Genomic DNA, 17918 nt, shown 5'->3' on the forward strand with positions numbered 1-17918 from the left:
TGGTTGTTACTTTAACGACAGAAAAGAATTTTATCATTTATAAACTTACGCGTTAAAGAGGCATATTATGGCTACTAAATTTTTTATCCCAAGTGTCAATGTGATTGGTCAAGGTGGTGTTGATGAAGCAATTAATGACATTAAAACCTTAGGATTTAAACGTGCATTAATCGTCACTGATACTCCACTAGTAAACATCGGATTAGTAGAGAAAGTGACTAGCAAGCTCATTGACAATGACATTGCCGTTTTTGTGTTTGACGGAGTGCAACCTAACCCAACAATGGGTAATGTAGAGGCTGGGTTAGCAATGTTAAATGCTCATGAATGTGACTTTGTGATTTCTTTAGGTGGCGGCTCACCTCATGATTGTGCAAAAGGCATTGCTTTAGTAGCAACTAATGGCGGTCAAATTAGTGACTATGAAGGTTTAGACATGTCCGCTAAGCCACAAATGCCGCTTGTGGCAATTAATACGACTGCTGGCACAGCAAGTGAAATGACCCGTTTTTGTATTATCACAGATGAAAAACGTCATATTAAAATGGCTATCGTTGATAAAAATACCACGCCAATTTTATCTGTTAATGACCCTGAATTAATGATTGAAAAGCCTGCTGCATTGACAGCAGCAACTGGTATGGACGCATTAACCCATGCGATTGAAGCATATGTATCTATCGCTGCAACGCCAATCACCGATGCTTGTGCAATCAAAGCTATTGAATTAATCCAAGCAAACTTAATTAATGCTGTTGAGCAAGGCGATAATATTGATGCTCGTGAGCAAATGGCTTACGCACAGTTTTTAGCAGGAATGGCATTTAACAACGCAAGTTTAGGTTATGTTCACGCTATGGCGCATCAATTAGGTGGCTTTTACGACTTACCGCATGGCGTTTGTAATGCACTGTTACTTCCACATGTACAAGCCTATAACGCAAAAGTAGTTCCTGCGAAGTTAAAAGATATCGCCAAAGCAATGAGCGTTAATATTACAGGCCTAAGCGATGAGCAAGGTGCTGAAGCAGCAATTGATGCAATTAAGGCTTTATCGGTCGCAGTTAATATTCCGGCTAACCTTACCGAATTAGGTGTTAACCCTGAAGATATTCCGGTTCTTGCTGATAATGCACTAAAAGATGCTTGTGGTTTTACTAACCCTAAACAAGCAACTCACGCTGAGATTTGTGAAATATTTACTAACGCACTATAAATATAAAGTGACTACACTATATGTAACGACAGCATAATATAACGGCTGCATGAGTTTACGATGCTATTGAGTTGTATGGTATGAGTAGTCACATTTTAATATAGAGATTGTATTAGGTAGCGGCTTAATTAGGTATTCGATTGAATAATTTTGCGATAACTAAAATCGCAAAATAGCCCGAAATTTTGCTGTAAAAATGAATCACTATGCACATTCAAATTGTAAATGTGCATAGGTTTCTACTTGGAAAGTTTTATAGCTGAATTTCCAGCTATAAAAAAGTGTAGCTTAAGCTGCGCAGTACAAAAAACAAACGCTAAAGCACTTCACCGTAAACATTTAAGCGCTTGATATTTAACACTTAAAAAAGTTAATACCAGAACATTTGTTAACTAGATCTAACTTCTATAAATAACCGTTGACCAAAGTTAAATTAGCGGTCTATGATGAATTACATTCTTAAAAAAGTAGGTAAGCTATGACAGCAATCACTCACGTGTACAACTACACCGTAAGATGTCCTCATTACAAAGAAAACGAAAAACCAGCCAGCTGGTTAAATCATGTCGAAGTCAATCAATCTAGTGAAATCGCATTAAACAGAATCACAAAGTGGCATGATGAACCCGGTACTAAAGCTTTTGAAAGCGGCGAGTTTGTCGTAAGAAAATCCAACACCGATGATACTTACTATGCAATGCAAAGTAATCGTATGTTCAACAATGCCCATTCATTAGTTACCTTCAAAGTGTTCCTAGATAAATGTTGTCAGGACGCAGATCCTGAAAAGATTATCGCTCACCTTGTTGAAGACTATAATGGTCGCCTAGCTAAAGCTCAGTAAAAAAACTACGCCAAGTTACAAAAAGCTAGCACAAAAACGATTACATGCTTTAAATAGCAACTAAATTTCAGATTCAAACGTTTATTTTTAGTTATTTTTTAGTCTTATTTATAGTGTTAGTGATGTACTCGTATTACCGACAAGTTTTGCTTGTCGGTTTTGTTTTTCTTCCTCCTCTTAATCCACTGCTTATAAAAGTGATCAAATCCTCATTTATACAAACTGTATCAATATTGGTTCACACTTTGATTAACTATTGAAGACAAGCAACCATTGCTTGATATATAAACACCCCATATTAATTTCTTATCCCAGTAAAAATCAATTCCAGCCACTCGCTGTGTCGAAATTATTGATGTACAAGAATTTAGCGTAAGCGCTATGTTGTTGATTTAACTCTTATGGCTAACTAGCCACACAAATCAACTCAATCCCAATGCAGTCAGCCAGAATAAACTAAGTTACTCCTTGGTTAATTACGCTATTGATATAAGAAATTTTACCTGATTCTATTTAATCTCAAGTAAAGGAGCATCACAGGATGCAAGCAGTTCCAAATATCGTCATCATAGGTGGCGGCGCAGGTGGTATGGAAATAGCCACTAAATTAGGCCGTAAAGTCGGCAAAAAAGGTAAAGCAAAAGTCACCTTAGTTGACTGTGCAGAAAGTCATGTTTGGAAACCCTTATTACATGAGGTTGCTACTGGTGCACTTGATATTGGTCTTGATGCCATTAGCTATCGCGGCCATGCTTCAGATCATGGATATCATTTTCAGCAAGGTGCGATGATCGATATTAATCGAGAAGATAAACACATTATTCTTGCTCCAATTAATGATGAAGATGGTCAAGAATTACTTCCAGCGCGTAAAATCCCATACGATTACGCTGTTATTGCAATTGGCAGTGTTGCCAATGACTTTAAAATTCCAGGTGTTAAAGAGCATAGCTTGTTCTTAGACAACACTGAGCAAGCCATGTCTATTCGTAAAATTTTACTGAATAAATTCATGCGTTACGCAAGCCATCATCAACTTGACGAAAAAATCAAAATTGCAGTGGTTGGCGCTGGTGCAACGGGCGTTGAAATGTCAGCCGAAATGCATCATGCAGTGGAACAGCTAAGTGGCTTTGGCTATAAAATTGATACTAGCCTGCTTGAAGTGACATTAATTGAAGCTGATGAACGTATTCTGCCAAAAGTCGATAAAGTTGAAATATCAAACTCTGTCACCCGTGAGCTTAAACAGCTCGGTGTGAACGTGATGACCGATACTCGTATCACGGAAGTGAGCCCAGAAGGTTTATCAACGACGAATGGCAACCTCATTCCTTCAGATATGGTTATTTGGTCTACTGGTGTAAAAGCACCTGACTTCTTGAACAATATTGGTGGCCTTGAAAGTAACCATATTAACCAAGTGATGGTGAAGCAAAATATGCAAACCACACTTGATGACACCATTTTCTCAATTGGCGACTGCGCAGCATGCCCTCAAGAAGATGGCAGCTGGGTGCCTCCTCGTGGTCAATCAGCTAGACAAATGGCATTGATGACCGCTGACAACATTATTTTAATGTTGGAAGGTAAAGCGCCGAGTAATGAATATGTTTATAAAGATTTAGGTTCACTGGTTAATCTATCAAAGTTTCATACTGTAGGTAACTTGATGTCATTCATGGGTGGCGGTGTGTTAGTGGAAGGTAAGATTGCACGCTTTGTATATACTTCGCTATACCGTCGTCATTTGATTGAATTACATGGTGTGGTAAAAGGCACCTTGATGATGCTAGCCAAGGGTATTGGCCGAATTATTCATCCACACTTAAAACTACATTAATATAGAATTTAGTTGTTATCACGCTAAATTAAAAAGCCAGCTTCAATATCATTGAAGCTGGCTTTTATATACCAAGCAGGTTAAGCCGCGTTAGCTCTTATGCCGTGAGGTACTGGCAAGCCTCTTTCATTGATGTTGACGAATACCACTTTATCCACAAAAGCGATTGGCGCATTGTTAAAGCTGTTTCGTACTTTACAGCGAAGAGTGATCGAGCTTTGTCCCAAACTAATCACTTCCATTCCAAACTCAATCACATCACCAAGCTTTGCTGGGCTCATGAAGTTAATCTCTGAAACCAATTTAGCCATTAATAATTTGCTGTGCATTTCACAGCGGGCGAAAAGCGATGTTTCTTCATTCAACCAACTTAACAATTGACCGCAACAAAGGTTTTTATCAGAATTTAAATCAATAGGTTTTACAATATGACGGCTTATATATTCCATTATATTGATCCTTACATTATGAACACCCCCAAAGAGGTAGCAAGAACGATACCAGCAAAGCAAGCTTTTGATACTAAACACCTTATACAAATATGCTTTTATAGTATTCAGATTATTGAACTAACTAGAAGCAGATTTTAAAACCTTTGCACCAAAAAAAGCATAACCCCAAATGAGTTATGCTTTTGAAGCTATTCAAGATTAAAACTTTCGTTTACTTGGCTATTGATGACATGACTATTGATTAATTGGCTATCGACGACTTAACAATCGATCACTTAAAAACCGATTACTTAACAACTGATTGAGGTAAGCAAGTTTTTAACGCATCGATGAAAGTTAAAATGTCTTGTCGACTGATATCTTTATGCGTAACAAAACGTAATGAGTAAGTCGCACTAATCAGTATTCCCTGCTGCACTAATAACAAGGTTAAATGGTTTACATCGTAGCGTTTATCTAACTCTGCAAAAACCATGTTGGTCTGTACTTGCTTAACATCAACAGTTAATTCTGGCATTTCCGCTAAATGTTGCGCAAGTAAAGCAGCATTATCATGATCTTCAGCGAGTCGCTCAACTTGATCTGTAATTGCAAGTTCAGCAGCTGCTGCGATGATCCCCGCTTGACGCATTCCACCACCGAGCATTTTACGCCAGCGTACGGCTTTATTGATTAACCGTTCATCACCTAATAAAATTGAACCAATAGGCGCAGCTAAGCCCTTTGATAAGCAAATAGACACAGAGTCAAAGTATTGAGTAATTTCGCTTATTTGAACGTTTTGAGCAACTGCAGCGTTAGCAACGCGCGCGCCATCTAAATGGATTTTCAAACCTCGATTGAACGCTAAAGTTTGCGCATCGGCTAAGTATTGTTGTGGTAAAACTTTACCACCAATAGTGTTTTCAATGCTCAACAAACGAGTCTGCGCAAAATGAACATCATCAGGTTTTATTGCTGCTTCAATATCGCTAAGTAAAATGCTTCCATCAGCTTGATTATTAAGTGGTTGGGGTTGAATACTGCCTAAAACTGCAGCACCGCCACCTTCAAACTTGTAATTATGAGCTTGTTGACCGCATAAATACTCGTCACCGCGCTCACAGTGGCTCATAAGCGCTAATAAGTTAGCTTGAGTACCCGAACTTACAAATAAGGCGCTATCAAAGCCAAAACGCTCAGCGGCCATATCTTGCAAACGGTTGACGGTAGGATCATCTCCATAAACATCATCACCCACCTCAGCTTGAGCCATGGCTTTGCGCATAGCATCGGTAGGCTTGGTTACGGTATCACTTCGAAAATCTATCATGTTTATTCTCAACTACATCAAGCTCGTTTAAAAGCAGTTTAAAATTATTAGAAACTCATTCTACCTTAAAAAATATTACCTGCGCTGAGTTAAATTTCGCAAACAAAAAAGCCAGCATTTAATGCTGGCTTTTAATCTACTCATTCAATATTACTGAGCTGGCATATCTTTTAAATGAAGATCCATTTGCGGGAATGGGATCTCAATATTCGCTGCATCTAAAGCATTTTTAATTTGTTCTAGTAACTCAAAATGAGCAGGCCAGTAATCGGCAGTCTTAACCCATGGACGAACCACAAAGTTGATAGAACAGTCTGCGAGTTCACCAAGTGCAACTGTGTATGCAGGATCTTTAAGCACATATTGGTTATTGTCTAATACAGAAGAAATGACTTTCTTAGTCTCTGCGATATCAGACGTGTAACCAACACCGATAACCAAATCAACTCGGCGAGTTTCTTTAGTTGAGTAGTTAGTAATTGTGCCGTCCATCATCGCAGAGTTTGGAGCAATAATAGTTTTATTGTCACCTGTGCGGAGCTTAGTAGAGAAAATGGTAATTTCTTCAATCACACCAGCAACACCAGCTGCCTCAACAAAATCACCTACACGGCACGGACGGAAGATAACCATCAACACACCTGCGGCAAAATTTGACAATGAACCTTGAAGCGCTAAACCAACAGCAAGACCTGCGGCACCAATAACAGCGACAAGAGAAGCTGTTTGTACACCAATCTGTCCTAAAGTTGCAATGATGGTGAATACAAACACCAACCCCCAAACTAAATTGCCAACAAATGAAGCCACTGTTTCATCAATTTTACGGCCTAACATCATTTTTGTTGTTAGTTTTTTAGCCACTTTAGCAAGATATTTACCGACGATAAATATCACAATTGCCATGACAACTTTAAGTCCGTAAGTCATTATAAACTCAGGTGCTTGATCCATTAGACCTTCGATATTTTCCATTGTTGTACTCCCTTAATAAAAATTATTTTTTTACTATAAATTCTACACGTCTATTTAATTGTCTTTGTTGAGCAGTGTTGTTTACAACCGCTGGTTCAACACTGCCTTTACCTAGCACTGTTAACGAGCTTGGTTCAAAAGCAAACTGATTAACTAATACCTTTTTTACAGATAAGGCTCTTTGCAAAGAAAGGTTCAAATTAGTTTGTTCAGAACCGACATTATCGGTATGCCCAACTAATAAAATATTTTGGCTTTCCCTCAAAAAAGGTAACATTTTTTCAATTGTTGGAAATTGTGTGGTCAAAACGTCTGCACGGGCAAAGTCAAAATAAATCTTCAAAAGCTGCTCTGAAGATACATGACTGATTTGATTCAGCTGCAAATCCAAGTTTTGTAATTCACTCTCTGGGATTAAATCAGAAATTTCTTGGCACCCATTAGCTAACACCACAACGCCCATTGGTGTCTCTGGACAGGCATCTTTTTTATCAGGAACACCATCTTTGTCGGTATCTTCCCAAGCAAAACATGGCAGGCTGACACATATGCACACTAACAAGAGTAATACTTTAAAAAACATCCTACCTCCAACCTTGTCAGTTACCAGAATTACCACTTAAAGTTGTTGCAAAAACATTAACAACTATCACCACAATTCACTTTAGCAGCATAAATCCAATGAGTTGCATTTTATAGCCTTGTTAAGACTTTGAAAAGCAATTAACAAACTTAAACACAAGTATAGATTCAATTCTAAGACTCGCTAATTACTCGATTAAGGTAAAGTGCTTAATTATTTGTCATTTGAGCTCCATTTTCACTGCTAATACTTTTAAAGAACAACATTTACAAAAAACCACCAAACCACAACATACGTAACTCAGCATTTGTATTAAATGGTGATTTTGTACAAGTATTTGCTCTGCCAGATACCCCACTAGCATTGACTTCTAGGGGCTTTAAAGGGTATATAAGGTTAGCTTTTTGAGGTTTTCATGATTAAAACTTTAAAAAGACGATATTTAATATAATAAATAAACAACAAAGTGATTAATTTTATAGCAACTAAATTGAAACACTAAAAGGCTTGAGCCTGAAAATATCAATACGTTGAAATTAATTACCATTGCAGACAACAATTTCTGTGGCGACCTTTGTCCCGCAGGCAATCACAAGCTTAAGGTGGAAGACTTAATGAGCAATGCAAAACCACAGGGGACCATGCTTGGTCATCCCAAGGGGCTTTTCCTGCTGTTTACAACAGAACTCTGGGAAAGATTCAGTTACTACGCAATGCGCGCCATTCTGGTGTTATATCTTGTAGATAAAGTTCAAACAGAAGGTGGACATGGTCTTGGTTGGACACAAGGTGATGCAATCTCACTTTACGGTACTTTCACCGGTCTTGTTTATTTAACCCCACTCATCGGTGGTTGGTTAGCTGATAATTATTTAGGACAACGTAAAGCCATCATGATTGGTGGTGCATTAATGGCAGCTGGTCAATTCATCCTCGCTTTCCCACATAGCTGGATCCCAGGTGCTGAAACTACTGCATTCTATTTTGGTCTATTTACCCTAATCATTGGTAACGGTCTATTCAAGCCAAATATCTCTACTATGGTTGGCGACTTATACGAAGAAGGCGACCATCGTCGTGATGGCGCATTTACTATCTTCTATATGGGTATCAACGTTGGTGCATTCCTTTCAGGTATCATTGTAGGTTCAGTTGTTGCTGCTTACGACGGTAACTTCCAAATGGGCTTCCTTTGTGCTGGTATTGGTATGGTGCTTTCTTTAATCATCCAATTTATTTTTGCTCAAAAACTATTGGGTGATATTGGTCGCTACCCTGCAGCTAAACTTGAAAAAGAAAAGCAACAGGAAATGGGTGAAGTGCGTAAAGAGCCACTGACTAAAATTGAACGTGACCGTATTAAAGTCATCATGGTTATGGGTCTATTTACCATCATTTTCTGGGCTGGTTTTGAACAAGCCGGTGGTCTAATGAACTTATTCACCAACGACTTCACCGATCGTATGATTGGCGGCTGGGAAGTTCCTACTACATGGTTCCAATCTCTTAACGCAATGTTCATTGTTATCTTTGCACCTGTGATTGCCTCTATCTGGATCCGCCTTGGCAAGAATGAACCAAACTCACCCGTCAAATTTGCATTAGGTCTTGTGCTTCTGGGTATTGGTTTCTTATTCATGATTGGTGCTGTACTTGAAATGGGCGGCGACGCAAATGCTAAGTCAAGCATGTGGTGGTTAGTCGGTGCATACTTCTTCCATACAATGGGTGAATTATGTTTATCTCCAATCGGCCTTTCTATGGTAACTAAACTTGCTCCTCTGCGTATCGCTTCGCTTATGATGGGTGCATGGTTCCTATTCGTTGCTATTGCAAACAAAGTAGGCGGTATCGTTGGTTCATTCATTGGACATGGCGGAGAGAAAGAAGAGCAATTAGCTAACGCAATGGCTATCTTCGCGGGTATCGCAATCACTTCAGCGGTATCTGGTATTATCCTTTACTTCATGGCTGACAAGTTAGTTGACTGGATGCATGGCGCAGAAGGTCACAATGAAACTGAAGAAGAAGCTTTAGCAGAAGAAATCGCAGTTACAGCTGAACATGAAGCAATTAAACCTAGCTAGTTACTGAGTTTATTGTTCACAAAAAAACCTCGCTATTGCGAGGTTTTTTTATGTTCAAACCATATATCAATTTACGATTATCTTCGGCATACAAGCTAGGGCCTGTTGATCTTTTAAGGTTGTTTTTGCAGCGAATTGTTGGCCATTTATACAAGGTAGAGACTTTGTAGTGTAGTTATTCTACATAAAAAGTCGATAACGCAGTAAAAATGGCCAACAAACGCTGCCCAAAGGGTTCGACTAAAAGCGTTTTACTCTTTGTTGGATGAATTTTGCTTAGATGACTAGGCATCAATCCATCCGCCTCAATTAAAACGCTTTTATTTCGAACAAAACTTAACCAGCAAAGAACAACAGGCCCTAGTGCTAAAGAAAACATCAGATAACTTCTAGTTCCATAAAACCACCAGCTGGTAAATCTTCATCATAAAATAAACCATCAAATTTATTCTTCATTAATAGATTCCGATGATGAGAAGTATTACTCGCAATACAAATCTTCTCATTTGGCATTAAGGTTCTAAATTGCATACTAGGCTTATTCCACTCAACTGTACCTAGCTGTAAGGACTCTGAAAGCGCAAGAGGCGCTATACCACTATCATTTCTTAAATAACACCTTAATCCGCTACCTGCTTGGCCAATGGCGACCCGAAAGTTGTTCAACTCTAGCGCGACATAAACAATATCCACATATAGATTCAAACCAGAGTTAACCATTCTGTCATTGAGGTAGCTCAACATATTAAATGGCTCAACCAAGGTCGTGCTGAGGCCATTTCTATACAATTTTAATTTCTGGTTTACGAAACTTCTAAGTAATACACAACCAAAAGCCGCACGATTATCTTCAGGGTGAAAGTGAGCCATATACATGATCAAATGATTATCACCAACCATAGTCGAATCAATAAAGTAGGCACTCACATCGCTATTTTTACACAGACTATAATGAATTTGAGCCTTGGGGTAATGAACATTGGAGGCTGGAAACAATTGCTGTTGAACACTTTTAGCTGCTTCTGCATTATGTTCAAGCAAAGTGAAGTTATCACTGAGTTCTTGATAGGATAAGTCTTGGCTCATACTTGCCGCTGAATTCATCACCGCATCTCTATCTGTAAAATCTAACGGGCCAAATTCAATACTGTCAAAGGATTGCTCAGGTGAATTAGCGGGTGAAATCGCTTGCTCAATTGCTTGTTCAATAATTTTTAAATCTGCAACAGGCTTAACCAGATAATCGCTAGCGCCGTAACGTAACGCTTCGACCACATCAGCCATAACATTGTTGCCAGAAATCACAATTGAGGGAATTGCAGGGTTTATTTTGAGGATTTGCTTTAACATACCTAGGCCACCTAACCTTGGCATACTTAAATCAGCAATGACGATATCAACAATATGAGATTGAAACTCAACGACGCCTTCGTCACCATCACAAGCTTCAAATACAACAGCACCTTGTTGAATTAAAAAATCCGCAAGTAATTGTCTAAAAACTGAATCATCTTCAACTAAAAGCACTGAGACATCTGTTAATGCCATACAACTCCCTCGGCAGCTAACTGCCGAAGAAGCTTGATACTTCGGCAGGGTTACTCAAGCTCTGATAGGTATTCTTCGAGTAACTCATCGTCATCTTGTTTAGAAGGCACATTGCCATCATAAACTTTGTAATCCATATACTGAAAATAAGCTTCTTTGACAAAGGTATATGGATCAAGCGCATTATCTAATAAACGTTCTTGATCAATAGCAGAAGCACGAGAATCGAGATTTTTTAATCCCCATTTTAATATAGATTGCCACAACAAGAACTCTGATAAAGGAAAGTATAGACCATCAACCCAATCTGTCGCGAGTTCCCTTGTCACATAAGGACCAAAAAAAGGCGCCATAAAATAAGGGCCATTGGGGACACCGTAATAACCTAACACTTCATTAAAGTCGTCCTGTTTTCGAACCATTCCCATCATGTCAGCGACATCCACAACCCCGAGTAAACCTAAGGTTGTATTCACTGTAAAACGTCCACCAGCGTTAGCAGCCCAGCCCCACTTACCCTGTAGGGCGTTATTAACTAAAGAGCTTGGCTCTTCGAAATTTCGGACAAAATTGTTTACACCAGACTTAACGGGAGATGGCAGGTAATCGTTGTAGCCGTGGGCAATGGGGCGAAATAAATGTCTATCTAAAATAAGGTAATTAAAGTCCCACATTGCGCGGTTAAAGCCTTCGATAGGATCGCGAGGATCATTGTAGATAATCTCCACAGCCGGTTTTTGAGTCTGAACTCTCTCAGTGTTCTCAAGGCTCTCAACACTAACTTCTTCTGCTTTTGTTGAAGTAGAAGCACAACCCAACAACAAAGAAAGTAACATCCATTTATACTTCATACATCTCTCTTTATGGGAATAACTAACCCAATACAAACAAAGTTCAATCTACTAAAATTAATTAATAATACACAAAATCAATACAGTAACTAACCAGTCTACTACTCAGTAAAGCATAAATTATCAGCAACAGGAAATGCACTGAAACATTAAAGCTTCAACATTTTGAGTCGATAAAGATTAATACCAAACGAAATAGATTTAATGCGATTTTTGATAATATTCTAGTAAGTCAATTATCGCTAAGAATACTGCCGAGACTTCATAGATCAACAATTATTTTGTAATAGAACATATTTAAAGGTGCTATTAGATTTGCCATGACATCAATAAAACACACCATATCAACGGACAAGCAAACTAGTAGAGCTTCGACAATTGAGGCTCAAAACCGTCATGGCGAAAGAGTTATTACAGGTACTAAGCTTGCTAGCTCTAGTTCAAATAACACAGGTTCAGATAGTACTAGCATCACCAATAAAAACCTTCTAGATCGCTCTTCAGGTACCAAACAGTCAACGAATCAAGGTACACAAAGTTCTCTAGCGGCTAACACCGTATTACTTCCAGCTAAAGTCACTAATCAGGCTTCAATTTCTTCAGCCAGTTCTGTTAAGTCAGATAGTATCTCTATTGAGATTGATGGCAAACATTATCAATTTAAGGCTAATGAACAAATCACGAGATTAATCCAAGCTGGCGCGAAATTAATGCTTAATGCAAGCACCTTACAGCAACTAGAATCCATGAATGTTAATACTGTAAACCCAGCAAAGCAACCTTTGAACCAACAAGTTGTTTTAGTCTCTCAAGCAGTTAAATTGAACCTTCCAATAGAGATACTAAACTTAGCCAAGTCAAATGGAGTCTCGTCGCAACAACTACTTACCCTAGCCTCTCGCCCACAAGGCTACCCTTTACCTTTAGTAGAAATAAATACAAACCGTTTGCAGTTTGAAAATGGCACTAACGTGATGGTTTCACCGCTTAACAAGCTACCTTCTGGTTACAATTTAGCTCAAATTACCCAGTCAGCAGGTCAGCTGCTTTTAAGATTAAGTCCAATACAACTTATCGACAATGTAAGCATGACGCCAACGTCAAATAAACCTGTAGACTTAGCTTTAGCTCAAACATCAAATACCGTCATCAGTAAGCCAGAGCCAGTACAAGTTTTAACCCAATTTTTAAAAAAACTAGAGCTGCTCCCTTTTACTGCAAATTCCACAAATAACTCATCAGTTAAGCCGCCCATTTCAACAACATCAAATCATGACTTACCACAGAATTTGAGTGCTTTGTTGCGTGAGCCATTAAACAGCAAAAATGTTGGACAATTAGCTCACCATCTAAATCAAGGCGGTAAATTAACAGTAAATCAGTTTAATCAATTAGATTTACAACTGACTCAAAATTTACTCAAACCAAACACCCTTACAGCTAATCAGGTCAATGAGCTTAAATTACTTGTCAGTAAACTTAGTCCTGAAAATCATGCTGCTCAGGCAAGGTTAGATAACGCTTTAAAATCACCACTTGAAGTACTGAGTAAAAATTTATCTAAAGCGGGTGCAATGCCAATACAAGCCACCCAAGCAAATTCGAATATGCAGCAAAACCTTGCCACTCAATTGTTAAAATTAATCCCAAGACTCGACCCGTCGCCTTTAACTGAACTTGCAAACCCAGGATTACTCAAAGCTGAATTAAAAAGTCTAGCCAGCTTAAACTTATCACATGCAGTTTCCGCATCTAACATCAACCTTTCTGGTGGTGCGATAACCACTCTGTTTCAGCTGATTTTAGGCTTTAAGTTAAACAATAGCAGCTCAGCAATGAGCCCTCGCCTGCAAACTTATATGGCAAAGCTGCAGCAAAAAATATTCAATTCGAATTCTACTGCGCCACAATTATTAGCCGCCTTAGATAAAGCTGGTAGCCTTGATGCAATGGGAAAACTTGCCAGCAGTATCGGTCTATACCAGCAAAGCAGTAGTGACTCTAATCAAAACCTAACCTGGTATTTTGCTTTACCATATTCTATTGGCCAAAGAGATGAGCAATTAGAAGGTAAGTTTGAAAAGGAACCGCAAGACGATACAGATAGTGAGAAAACTGCTTGGCATTTGCAGCTTAAGTTTAATCTAGCTCAGGGACCATTACTGGTGAAGGCTCATAAACAAGGTGAATACCTTGACCTCACCTTTACCGGCAATGATATGAAAGTGCTAGAAAAGGTTGAGCAATACCAAAATTCACTTGCGAGTAAAATTCAACAAGCGGGCTTACAAGCAAGAGATATCAGCACCCAAATTGATGTGGTACCTGCAACCCTGCTACCAGGTGATCACTATTTGGTAAAAACCAATGCATAGCCAGTTAAACCAGATAGGTAACCCAAATGACTGAAGTAAAAAAGGCAGTGGCATTAAGTTTCGATGGAAATAGTGCCCCTACCATCACAGCGACTGGCACAGATTTGATTGCGGAAGAAATTATATCTTTAGCTAAAGAGGCTGGAGTCTATATCCATCAAGATGAGCATCTAAGCAACTTTTTACAATTGCTAGAGTTAGGTGAAGAAGTACCAGAAGAGCTCTACACGTTAATTGCAGAGCTTATTGCGTTTGTTTATATGCTTGATGGGAAGTTTCCGGAACAATGGAACAACCTTCATCAAAAAATTATCGAAAAAGCATAAATAGCAGAGTTACTTTTTATGTAACCGAATTATTAACTCAGCTTCCGCTTTTGGCAGTTCACACTCTTGCATTAACTCTTCAATTCCAGCACCTAAACCGACCATTTTAAGGGCTCTAGAGTACATTTTAGATTGTGGGTCTTGTTGGCTAGCTTCTTCAATTAGCTCAGATTGTTTGCCAATTTTCTGTTCGAGTTCAACAACTCTTCGACCGACACCTATTGTACCACTTCGTAATTCTTGCAATTCTTTTTTAACCGTTTCACGCTGTCGATCATTTTCTTTTACTAATACAGTTAAAGCATCGACTTTGCTCTGTAGTTTTGTTGTCTTTTTACTGAAGACCATCCAAATGACAGCACAACTAACAACATAAACAACGATGGCAATGAGCAATTCTTGCGACATTTATTTTCCTTAGTAAATTGAATTAAGCTATTAAAACACAAAAGCCAGCAAAAAATAATGCTGGCTTTCATCGTCTAGTAACTTAGATAGAAAATATGACTACAACTGAGTAATTTCTGCCCACTCGTCATCTGATAATAACTTATCTAAATCGACTAAAATCAATAATTCATTGTCGCGATTACTTACACCTTGAATAAACTTAGCGCTTTCTTCTGTACCTACATTTGGTGCGTTATCTATTTCAGAGCGGCGAAGGTAAACAACCTCTGCAACGCTATCTACCAATATGCCAATAACTTGTTTTTCAGCCTCAATGATGACAATTCTTGAAGAGTCATCCACTTCAGCAGCATCTAATCCGAAGCGTGAACGAGTATCAATGACTGTAACAACATTACCACGAAGATTAATAATACCTAACACATACAAAGGTGCACCTGGTACGGGGGCAATTTCGGTATAACGCAAGACTTCTTGGACTTGCATAACATTTATACCGTAAGTTTCATTATCTAACTTAAATGTCACCCACTGTAGTACTACGTCTTCTTTACCTGCAGCCACTGCCGCAACATTTCTCGAGTCTGTCATAAATAACCTCAGTCAATCGAATCTTGACAACCTAATCCTGCATCTAGCATTTCGATAAGTGCTTGCACATTCAAAATACCACACATTTGTTCTTTTACTACTCCAGCAAGCCACGGGCGCTTACCAGGTTTTTCACGCCAATTTACGTGTGATTTGTCTATTCTAACTGCATTGACAAGGGATTCGCATGCAAGTCCCCAATCACTGTCTTCAAGCATGACCAAATATTGATAATCAACACTGTCTGCCAATTCTTTAGTGTATTTCTCTGGCATCACCCAGCGGCAACTGTCGACAACATTTACCTTCTGTTCCCGACGGGTTTGTACACCTAAAAACCAATCTGGACGACCAATTAAATGATTTATATGCTCTATTTTAACAATACCACCCAAACTTACCAATGGCACAGCAAGGGTTAACCCCGCAACATTAAAAAATAAAACCTGAAATTCATCATCTAATACATCTTGTAAATTTCGCGTAATGCTTGGCGGTATAGCCGACTTCTGAACCTTTGACGCTTGAGTGTCTACTGAATCAGCTTTATCATCGGTATCACTAATATAAGTTTCTACTTTATCTTGATTTATATCGGCTGAAATTTCAGATTCTTTATTATCGGTAGAAGATAAAGTGTCGCTTTTCTCGCTTATTGCTTCTTCACCGATAACTTGACCGAGTTGTTGCCTAACTAATTGAGCTTTCGATTTTATATCATCTTGTACTTGTTGCTGCGTTTTTTGAGCCTGGGCAATATTTTCTTCAACCTTAACGGCTCCCTTTACCTCAGGTTCTTGCTCTATTTTAATAGCGGGCTTTGACACCGCTGACAACAATTTTGAAAGTGCAGCTTTATCGACTTGAGGCTCAGCAAAGGTTTTTTTGGGGTCAGAAGGATCAACTTTAATCGTTTGGGCTACCGCATCCTGCTCACTCTTACCTGTAAGCTTATTCTCAGTAAGCTGACTGTTGTCATTCGCCTCACTGTGAACATTTGGTTTAGAGAAAATTTTAGAATGTTGTTTTTTTAAGCTAACCGAATCTACTGCAGATAATTTTTCACTAACCTTTTCACTCGATGATGCTAAATCAGGCGCTAATGTATCTGGCATTGATGCTTCATTAATCGGAGCATCATTAGTTGGAGCATCATCAATCGGAGCATCATCAATCGGAGCATCAATAGAAGGCTCTTGTAATAGAACAGAGAAGAAATCAAAAACAGTCTCGTCAACCGATTTTGACATGCTTAAACTCCTTCGCTAACAAAAAGTCTAATAATTGATTGTAAGCTTTCATGCCGCGAGAGCTTGGGAAAAAATGCGAAACCGGCACATGGGCCAAACTGGCATCTCTGAATTTAGTATCAACAGGAATAACATCCGGCCATAAAGTATCTGGATAGGTTTCTTCTAAAGACTTTAACGCTGTAGGTGAAGCTTTGGTGCGGCGATCAAACATGGTCGGTAAAATAGTGAAGCTATAAGATGTTTTTTTAGAACGTCCCATTAACCCCATCGTCTTGACCATTCTCTCTAGACCTTTAATGGCCAGAAACTCTGTTTGTACTGGAATAATAATGTGCTCACTTGCAGCAAGCGCATTTACCATTAATACACCTAGTATGGGTGGACAATCAATAATGGCGACATCATATTTATCTTCAAGTAATGAGGTGACATTTCGAAGTACCAAGCCCATCCCTTCTTGATGACCTAAAGCGCGATCCAATGTTGCTAACGCCATTGTCGCTGGTATTAAATCTAAACCATCAATCGAAGTCGGAACAATATGTTTTTCAACAGTTTCTAGAGTAAGGTTCTTATGGGCAAGAAAAATATCGTACAAAGAACTAGGCACTTGCTCTGAATCAATTCCTAGATAGTAACCTAGCGAGGCATGAGGATCGGTATCAATCATTAATACCCGTTGCCCACGCTTAACTAACGCGCCAGCAAGACTCGCAACAGTTGTTGTTTTACCAACTCCGCCCTTTTGATTAGCTATTGTCCATACTTTCAAATCACGCCTCGTCACTCAGTATTAATCGCACTATTTATTGTTATTAGGTGATTCTGTTTCTCGTGTTGTCACGCGGATCCCGCCATGAGGCAACGTGATAACTTTTACACCTTGTGCATTTTCAGTGACTGCTTGACTTGAAAGTGCAGGATTTAATGTCTTATTGCCCACTAAGGAAGCGTCAACATTTGCTGAGCTAATTACTTCAGTACCAGGGCCAAATGCCATGGTGATATCTTCGCCTTTAGCCGCTCTTGCCGCCATAGCCTTGGTTTGTTCAGGATATCTAGCTAACCAATCGGCAATTTGCGCAGCTTGTTCATCAGGTACCATTAACAATACTTGTGATGACTTTAGTGCGCTAACTTCAGCATTGAGTTCTCGGTTTTTTTGGCTAAATCAAAATATAAACTACCCAAGCAGACCACTGCAATAACCAATAGAAACACCAGCAACATTTGCTGCGTTGACATTGATTG

General features: G+C 38.9%; 16 protein-coding genes and 1 pseudogene. 6 read left to right on the top strand and 11 right to left on the bottom strand.

Features of this window, described 5'->3' with window-relative positions; all coding sequences use genetic code 11:
- Positions 1-67: 67 nt before the first annotated feature.
- The 3 genes from yiaY to AC0L4E_RS12960 all read left to right on the top strand — a co-directional run bounded on the left by yiaY (position 68) and on the right by AC0L4E_RS12960 (position 3903).
- Positions 68-1216 carry an L-threonine dehydrogenase gene (gene yiaY, locus AC0L4E_RS12950; RefSeq protein WP_473679513.1) on the top strand — a complete coding sequence of 383 codons (1149 nt, stop codon included), beginning with the start codon at positions 68-70 and terminating at the stop codon, positions 1214-1216.
- Between the two features lie 478 nt (positions 1217-1694).
- Positions 1695-2060, top strand: a complete 366-nt coding sequence (locus tag AC0L4E_RS12955) for a cytoplasmic protein (protein ID WP_473679514.1) — start codon at positions 1695-1697, stop codon at positions 2058-2060.
- 541 nt (positions 2061-2601) lie between these two features.
- Positions 2602-3903 carry an NAD(P)/FAD-dependent oxidoreductase gene (locus AC0L4E_RS12960; protein WP_473679515.1) on the top strand — a complete coding sequence of 434 codons (1302 nt, stop codon included), beginning with the start codon at positions 2602-2604 and terminating at the stop codon, positions 3901-3903.
- An 80-nt stretch (positions 3904-3983) separates the two neighbouring features.
- On the opposite strand, the gene AC0L4E_RS12965 is transcribed toward AC0L4E_RS12960, so the two are convergent.
- The 4 genes from AC0L4E_RS12965 to AC0L4E_RS12980 form a co-directional block, all read right to left on the bottom strand.
- Positions 3984-4352 (bottom strand): acyl-CoA thioesterase, encoded by a 369-nt coding sequence (locus AC0L4E_RS12965; protein WP_473679516.1) that lies wholly within the window; start codon positions 4350-4352, stop codon positions 3984-3986.
- 289 nt (positions 4353-4641) lie between these two features.
- Positions 4642-5667: a low-specificity L-threonine aldolase gene (gene ltaE, locus AC0L4E_RS12970; RefSeq protein WP_473679517.1), complete on the bottom strand. Its 1026-nt coding sequence runs from the start codon at positions 5665-5667 to the stop codon at positions 4642-4644.
- 150 nt (positions 5668-5817) lie between these two features.
- Positions 5818-6642 carry a mechanosensitive ion channel family protein gene (locus tag AC0L4E_RS12975; protein ID WP_473679518.1) on the bottom strand — a complete coding sequence of 275 codons (825 nt, stop codon included), beginning with the start codon at positions 6640-6642 and terminating at the stop codon, positions 5818-5820.
- A 22-nt stretch (positions 6643-6664) separates the two neighbouring features.
- Positions 6665-7225 (bottom strand): OmpA family protein, encoded by a 561-nt coding sequence (locus tag AC0L4E_RS12980; protein ID WP_473679519.1) that lies wholly within the window; start codon positions 7223-7225, stop codon positions 6665-6667.
- 614 nt (positions 7226-7839) lie between these two features.
- Between AC0L4E_RS12980 and AC0L4E_RS12985 the strand changes: the two genes are divergently transcribed.
- On the top strand, positions 7840-9312 hold the full coding sequence (locus tag AC0L4E_RS12985) for a peptide MFS transporter (RefSeq protein WP_473679520.1): 1473 nt from the start codon (positions 7840-7842) through the stop codon (positions 9310-9312).
- Positions 9313-9690: 378 nt separating this feature from the next.
- On the opposite strand, the gene AC0L4E_RS12990 is transcribed toward AC0L4E_RS12985, so the two are convergent.
- Positions 9691-10860, bottom strand: a complete 1170-nt coding sequence (locus tag AC0L4E_RS12990; protein ID WP_473679521.1) for a response regulator — start codon at positions 10858-10860, stop codon at positions 9691-9693.
- A gap of 50 nt (positions 10861-10910) precedes the next feature.
- The gene (locus AC0L4E_RS12995; RefSeq protein ID WP_473679522.1) at positions 10911-11711 is read right to left on the bottom strand and encodes an MlaA family lipoprotein; all 801 of its coding nucleotides are present in this window, start codon (positions 11709-11711) and stop codon (positions 10911-10913) included.
- A gap of 320 nt (positions 11712-12031) precedes the next feature.
- On the opposite strand from AC0L4E_RS12995, the gene AC0L4E_RS13000 reads away from it, so the two are divergent.
- Both AC0L4E_RS13000 and AC0L4E_RS13005 read left to right on the top strand, forming a co-directional pair.
- Positions 12032-14086 (top strand): hypothetical protein, encoded by a 2055-nt coding sequence (locus tag AC0L4E_RS13000; RefSeq protein WP_473679523.1) that lies wholly within the window; start codon positions 12032-12034, stop codon positions 14084-14086.
- Positions 14087-14112: 26 nt separating this feature from the next.
- Complete coding sequence (locus tag AC0L4E_RS13005) at positions 14113-14412, top strand: EscU/YscU/HrcU family type III secretion system export apparatus switch protein (RefSeq protein WP_473679524.1); 300 nt, start codon at positions 14113-14115, stop codon at positions 14410-14412.
- Between the two features lie 9 nt (positions 14413-14421).
- Here AC0L4E_RS13005 and AC0L4E_RS13010 read toward each other — a convergent pair whose 3' ends face one another.
- The 5 genes and pseudogenes from AC0L4E_RS13010 to AC0L4E_RS13030 form a co-directional block, all read right to left on the bottom strand.
- Positions 14422-14820, bottom strand: coding sequence for a DUF2802 domain-containing protein (locus AC0L4E_RS13010; RefSeq protein ID WP_473679525.1), 399 nt, complete (start codon positions 14818-14820; stop codon positions 14422-14424).
- Between the two features lie 99 nt (positions 14821-14919).
- Positions 14920-15414, bottom strand: a complete 495-nt coding sequence (locus tag AC0L4E_RS13015; protein WP_102529032.1) for a chemotaxis protein CheW — start codon at positions 15412-15414, stop codon at positions 14920-14922.
- Between the two features lie 8 nt (positions 15415-15422).
- Positions 15423-16664, bottom strand: a complete 1242-nt coding sequence (locus AC0L4E_RS13020) for a chemotaxis protein CheW (protein WP_473679526.1) — start codon at positions 16662-16664, stop codon at positions 15423-15425.
- Positions 16648-17439 (bottom strand): ParA family protein, encoded by a 792-nt coding sequence (locus AC0L4E_RS13025; protein WP_473679527.1) that lies wholly within the window; start codon positions 17437-17439, stop codon positions 16648-16650. The genes AC0L4E_RS13020 and AC0L4E_RS13025 overlap by 17 nt, the downstream gene beginning before the upstream one ends.
- A gap of 30 nt (positions 17440-17469) precedes the next feature.
- Positions 17470-17912, bottom strand: a pseudogene (locus AC0L4E_RS13030) (membrane anchored protein in chemotaxis locus).
- Positions 17913-17918: the final 6 nt, after the last annotated feature.

It is taken from the genome of Shewanella sp. GJ50-10 (assembly GCF_055808815.1).

Bases quoted from the DNA above. Each gene is read 5' to 3' on its own strand.
- AC0L4E_RS12985 (WP_473679520.1), top strand. From the start codon at position 7,840: ATGAGCAATGCAAAACCACAGGGGACCATGCTTGGTCATCCCAAGGGG.
- yiaY (WP_473679513.1), top strand. From the start codon at position 68: ATGGCTACTAAATTTTTTATCCCAAGTGTCAATGTGATTGGTCAAGGT.
- AC0L4E_RS12955 (WP_473679514.1), top strand. From the start codon at position 1,695: ATGACAGCAATCACTCACGTGTACAACTACACCGTAAGATGTCCTCAT.
- AC0L4E_RS13015 (WP_102529032.1), bottom strand. From the start codon at position 15,414: ATGACAGACTCGAGAAATGTTGCGGCAGTGGCTGCAGGTAAAGAAGAC.
- AC0L4E_RS13005 (WP_473679524.1), top strand. From the start codon at position 14,113: ATGACTGAAGTAAAAAAGGCAGTGGCATTAAGTTTCGATGGAAATAGT.
- AC0L4E_RS12980 (WP_473679519.1), bottom strand. From the start codon at position 7,225: ATGTTTTTTAAAGTATTACTCTTGTTAGTGTGCATATGTGTCAGCCTG.
- AC0L4E_RS13010 (WP_473679525.1), bottom strand. From the start codon at position 14,820: ATGTCGCAAGAATTGCTCATTGCCATCGTTGTTTATGTTGTTAGTTGT.
- AC0L4E_RS13000 (WP_473679523.1), top strand. From the start codon at position 12,032: ATGACATCAATAAAACACACCATATCAACGGACAAGCAAACTAGTAGA.
- AC0L4E_RS12990 (WP_473679521.1), bottom strand. From the start codon at position 10,860: ATGGCATTAACAGATGTCTCAGTGCTTTTAGTTGAAGATGATTCAGTT.
- AC0L4E_RS12995 (WP_473679522.1), bottom strand. From the start codon at position 11,711: ATGAAGTATAAATGGATGTTACTTTCTTTGTTGTTGGGTTGTGCTTCT.
- AC0L4E_RS12965 (WP_473679516.1), bottom strand. From the start codon at position 4,352: ATGGAATATATAAGCCGTCATATTGTAAAACCTATTGATTTAAATTCT.
- AC0L4E_RS12960 (WP_473679515.1), top strand. From the start codon at position 2,602: ATGCAAGCAGTTCCAAATATCGTCATCATAGGTGGCGGCGCAGGTGGT.
- ltaE (WP_473679517.1), bottom strand. From the start codon at position 5,667: ATGATAGATTTTCGAAGTGATACCGTAACCAAGCCTACCGATGCTATG.
- AC0L4E_RS13020 (WP_473679526.1), bottom strand. From the start codon at position 16,664: ATGTCAAAATCGGTTGACGAGACTGTTTTTGATTTCTTCTCTGTTCTA.
- AC0L4E_RS12975 (WP_473679518.1), bottom strand. From the start codon at position 6,642: ATGGAAAATATCGAAGGTCTAATGGATCAAGCACCTGAGTTTATAATG.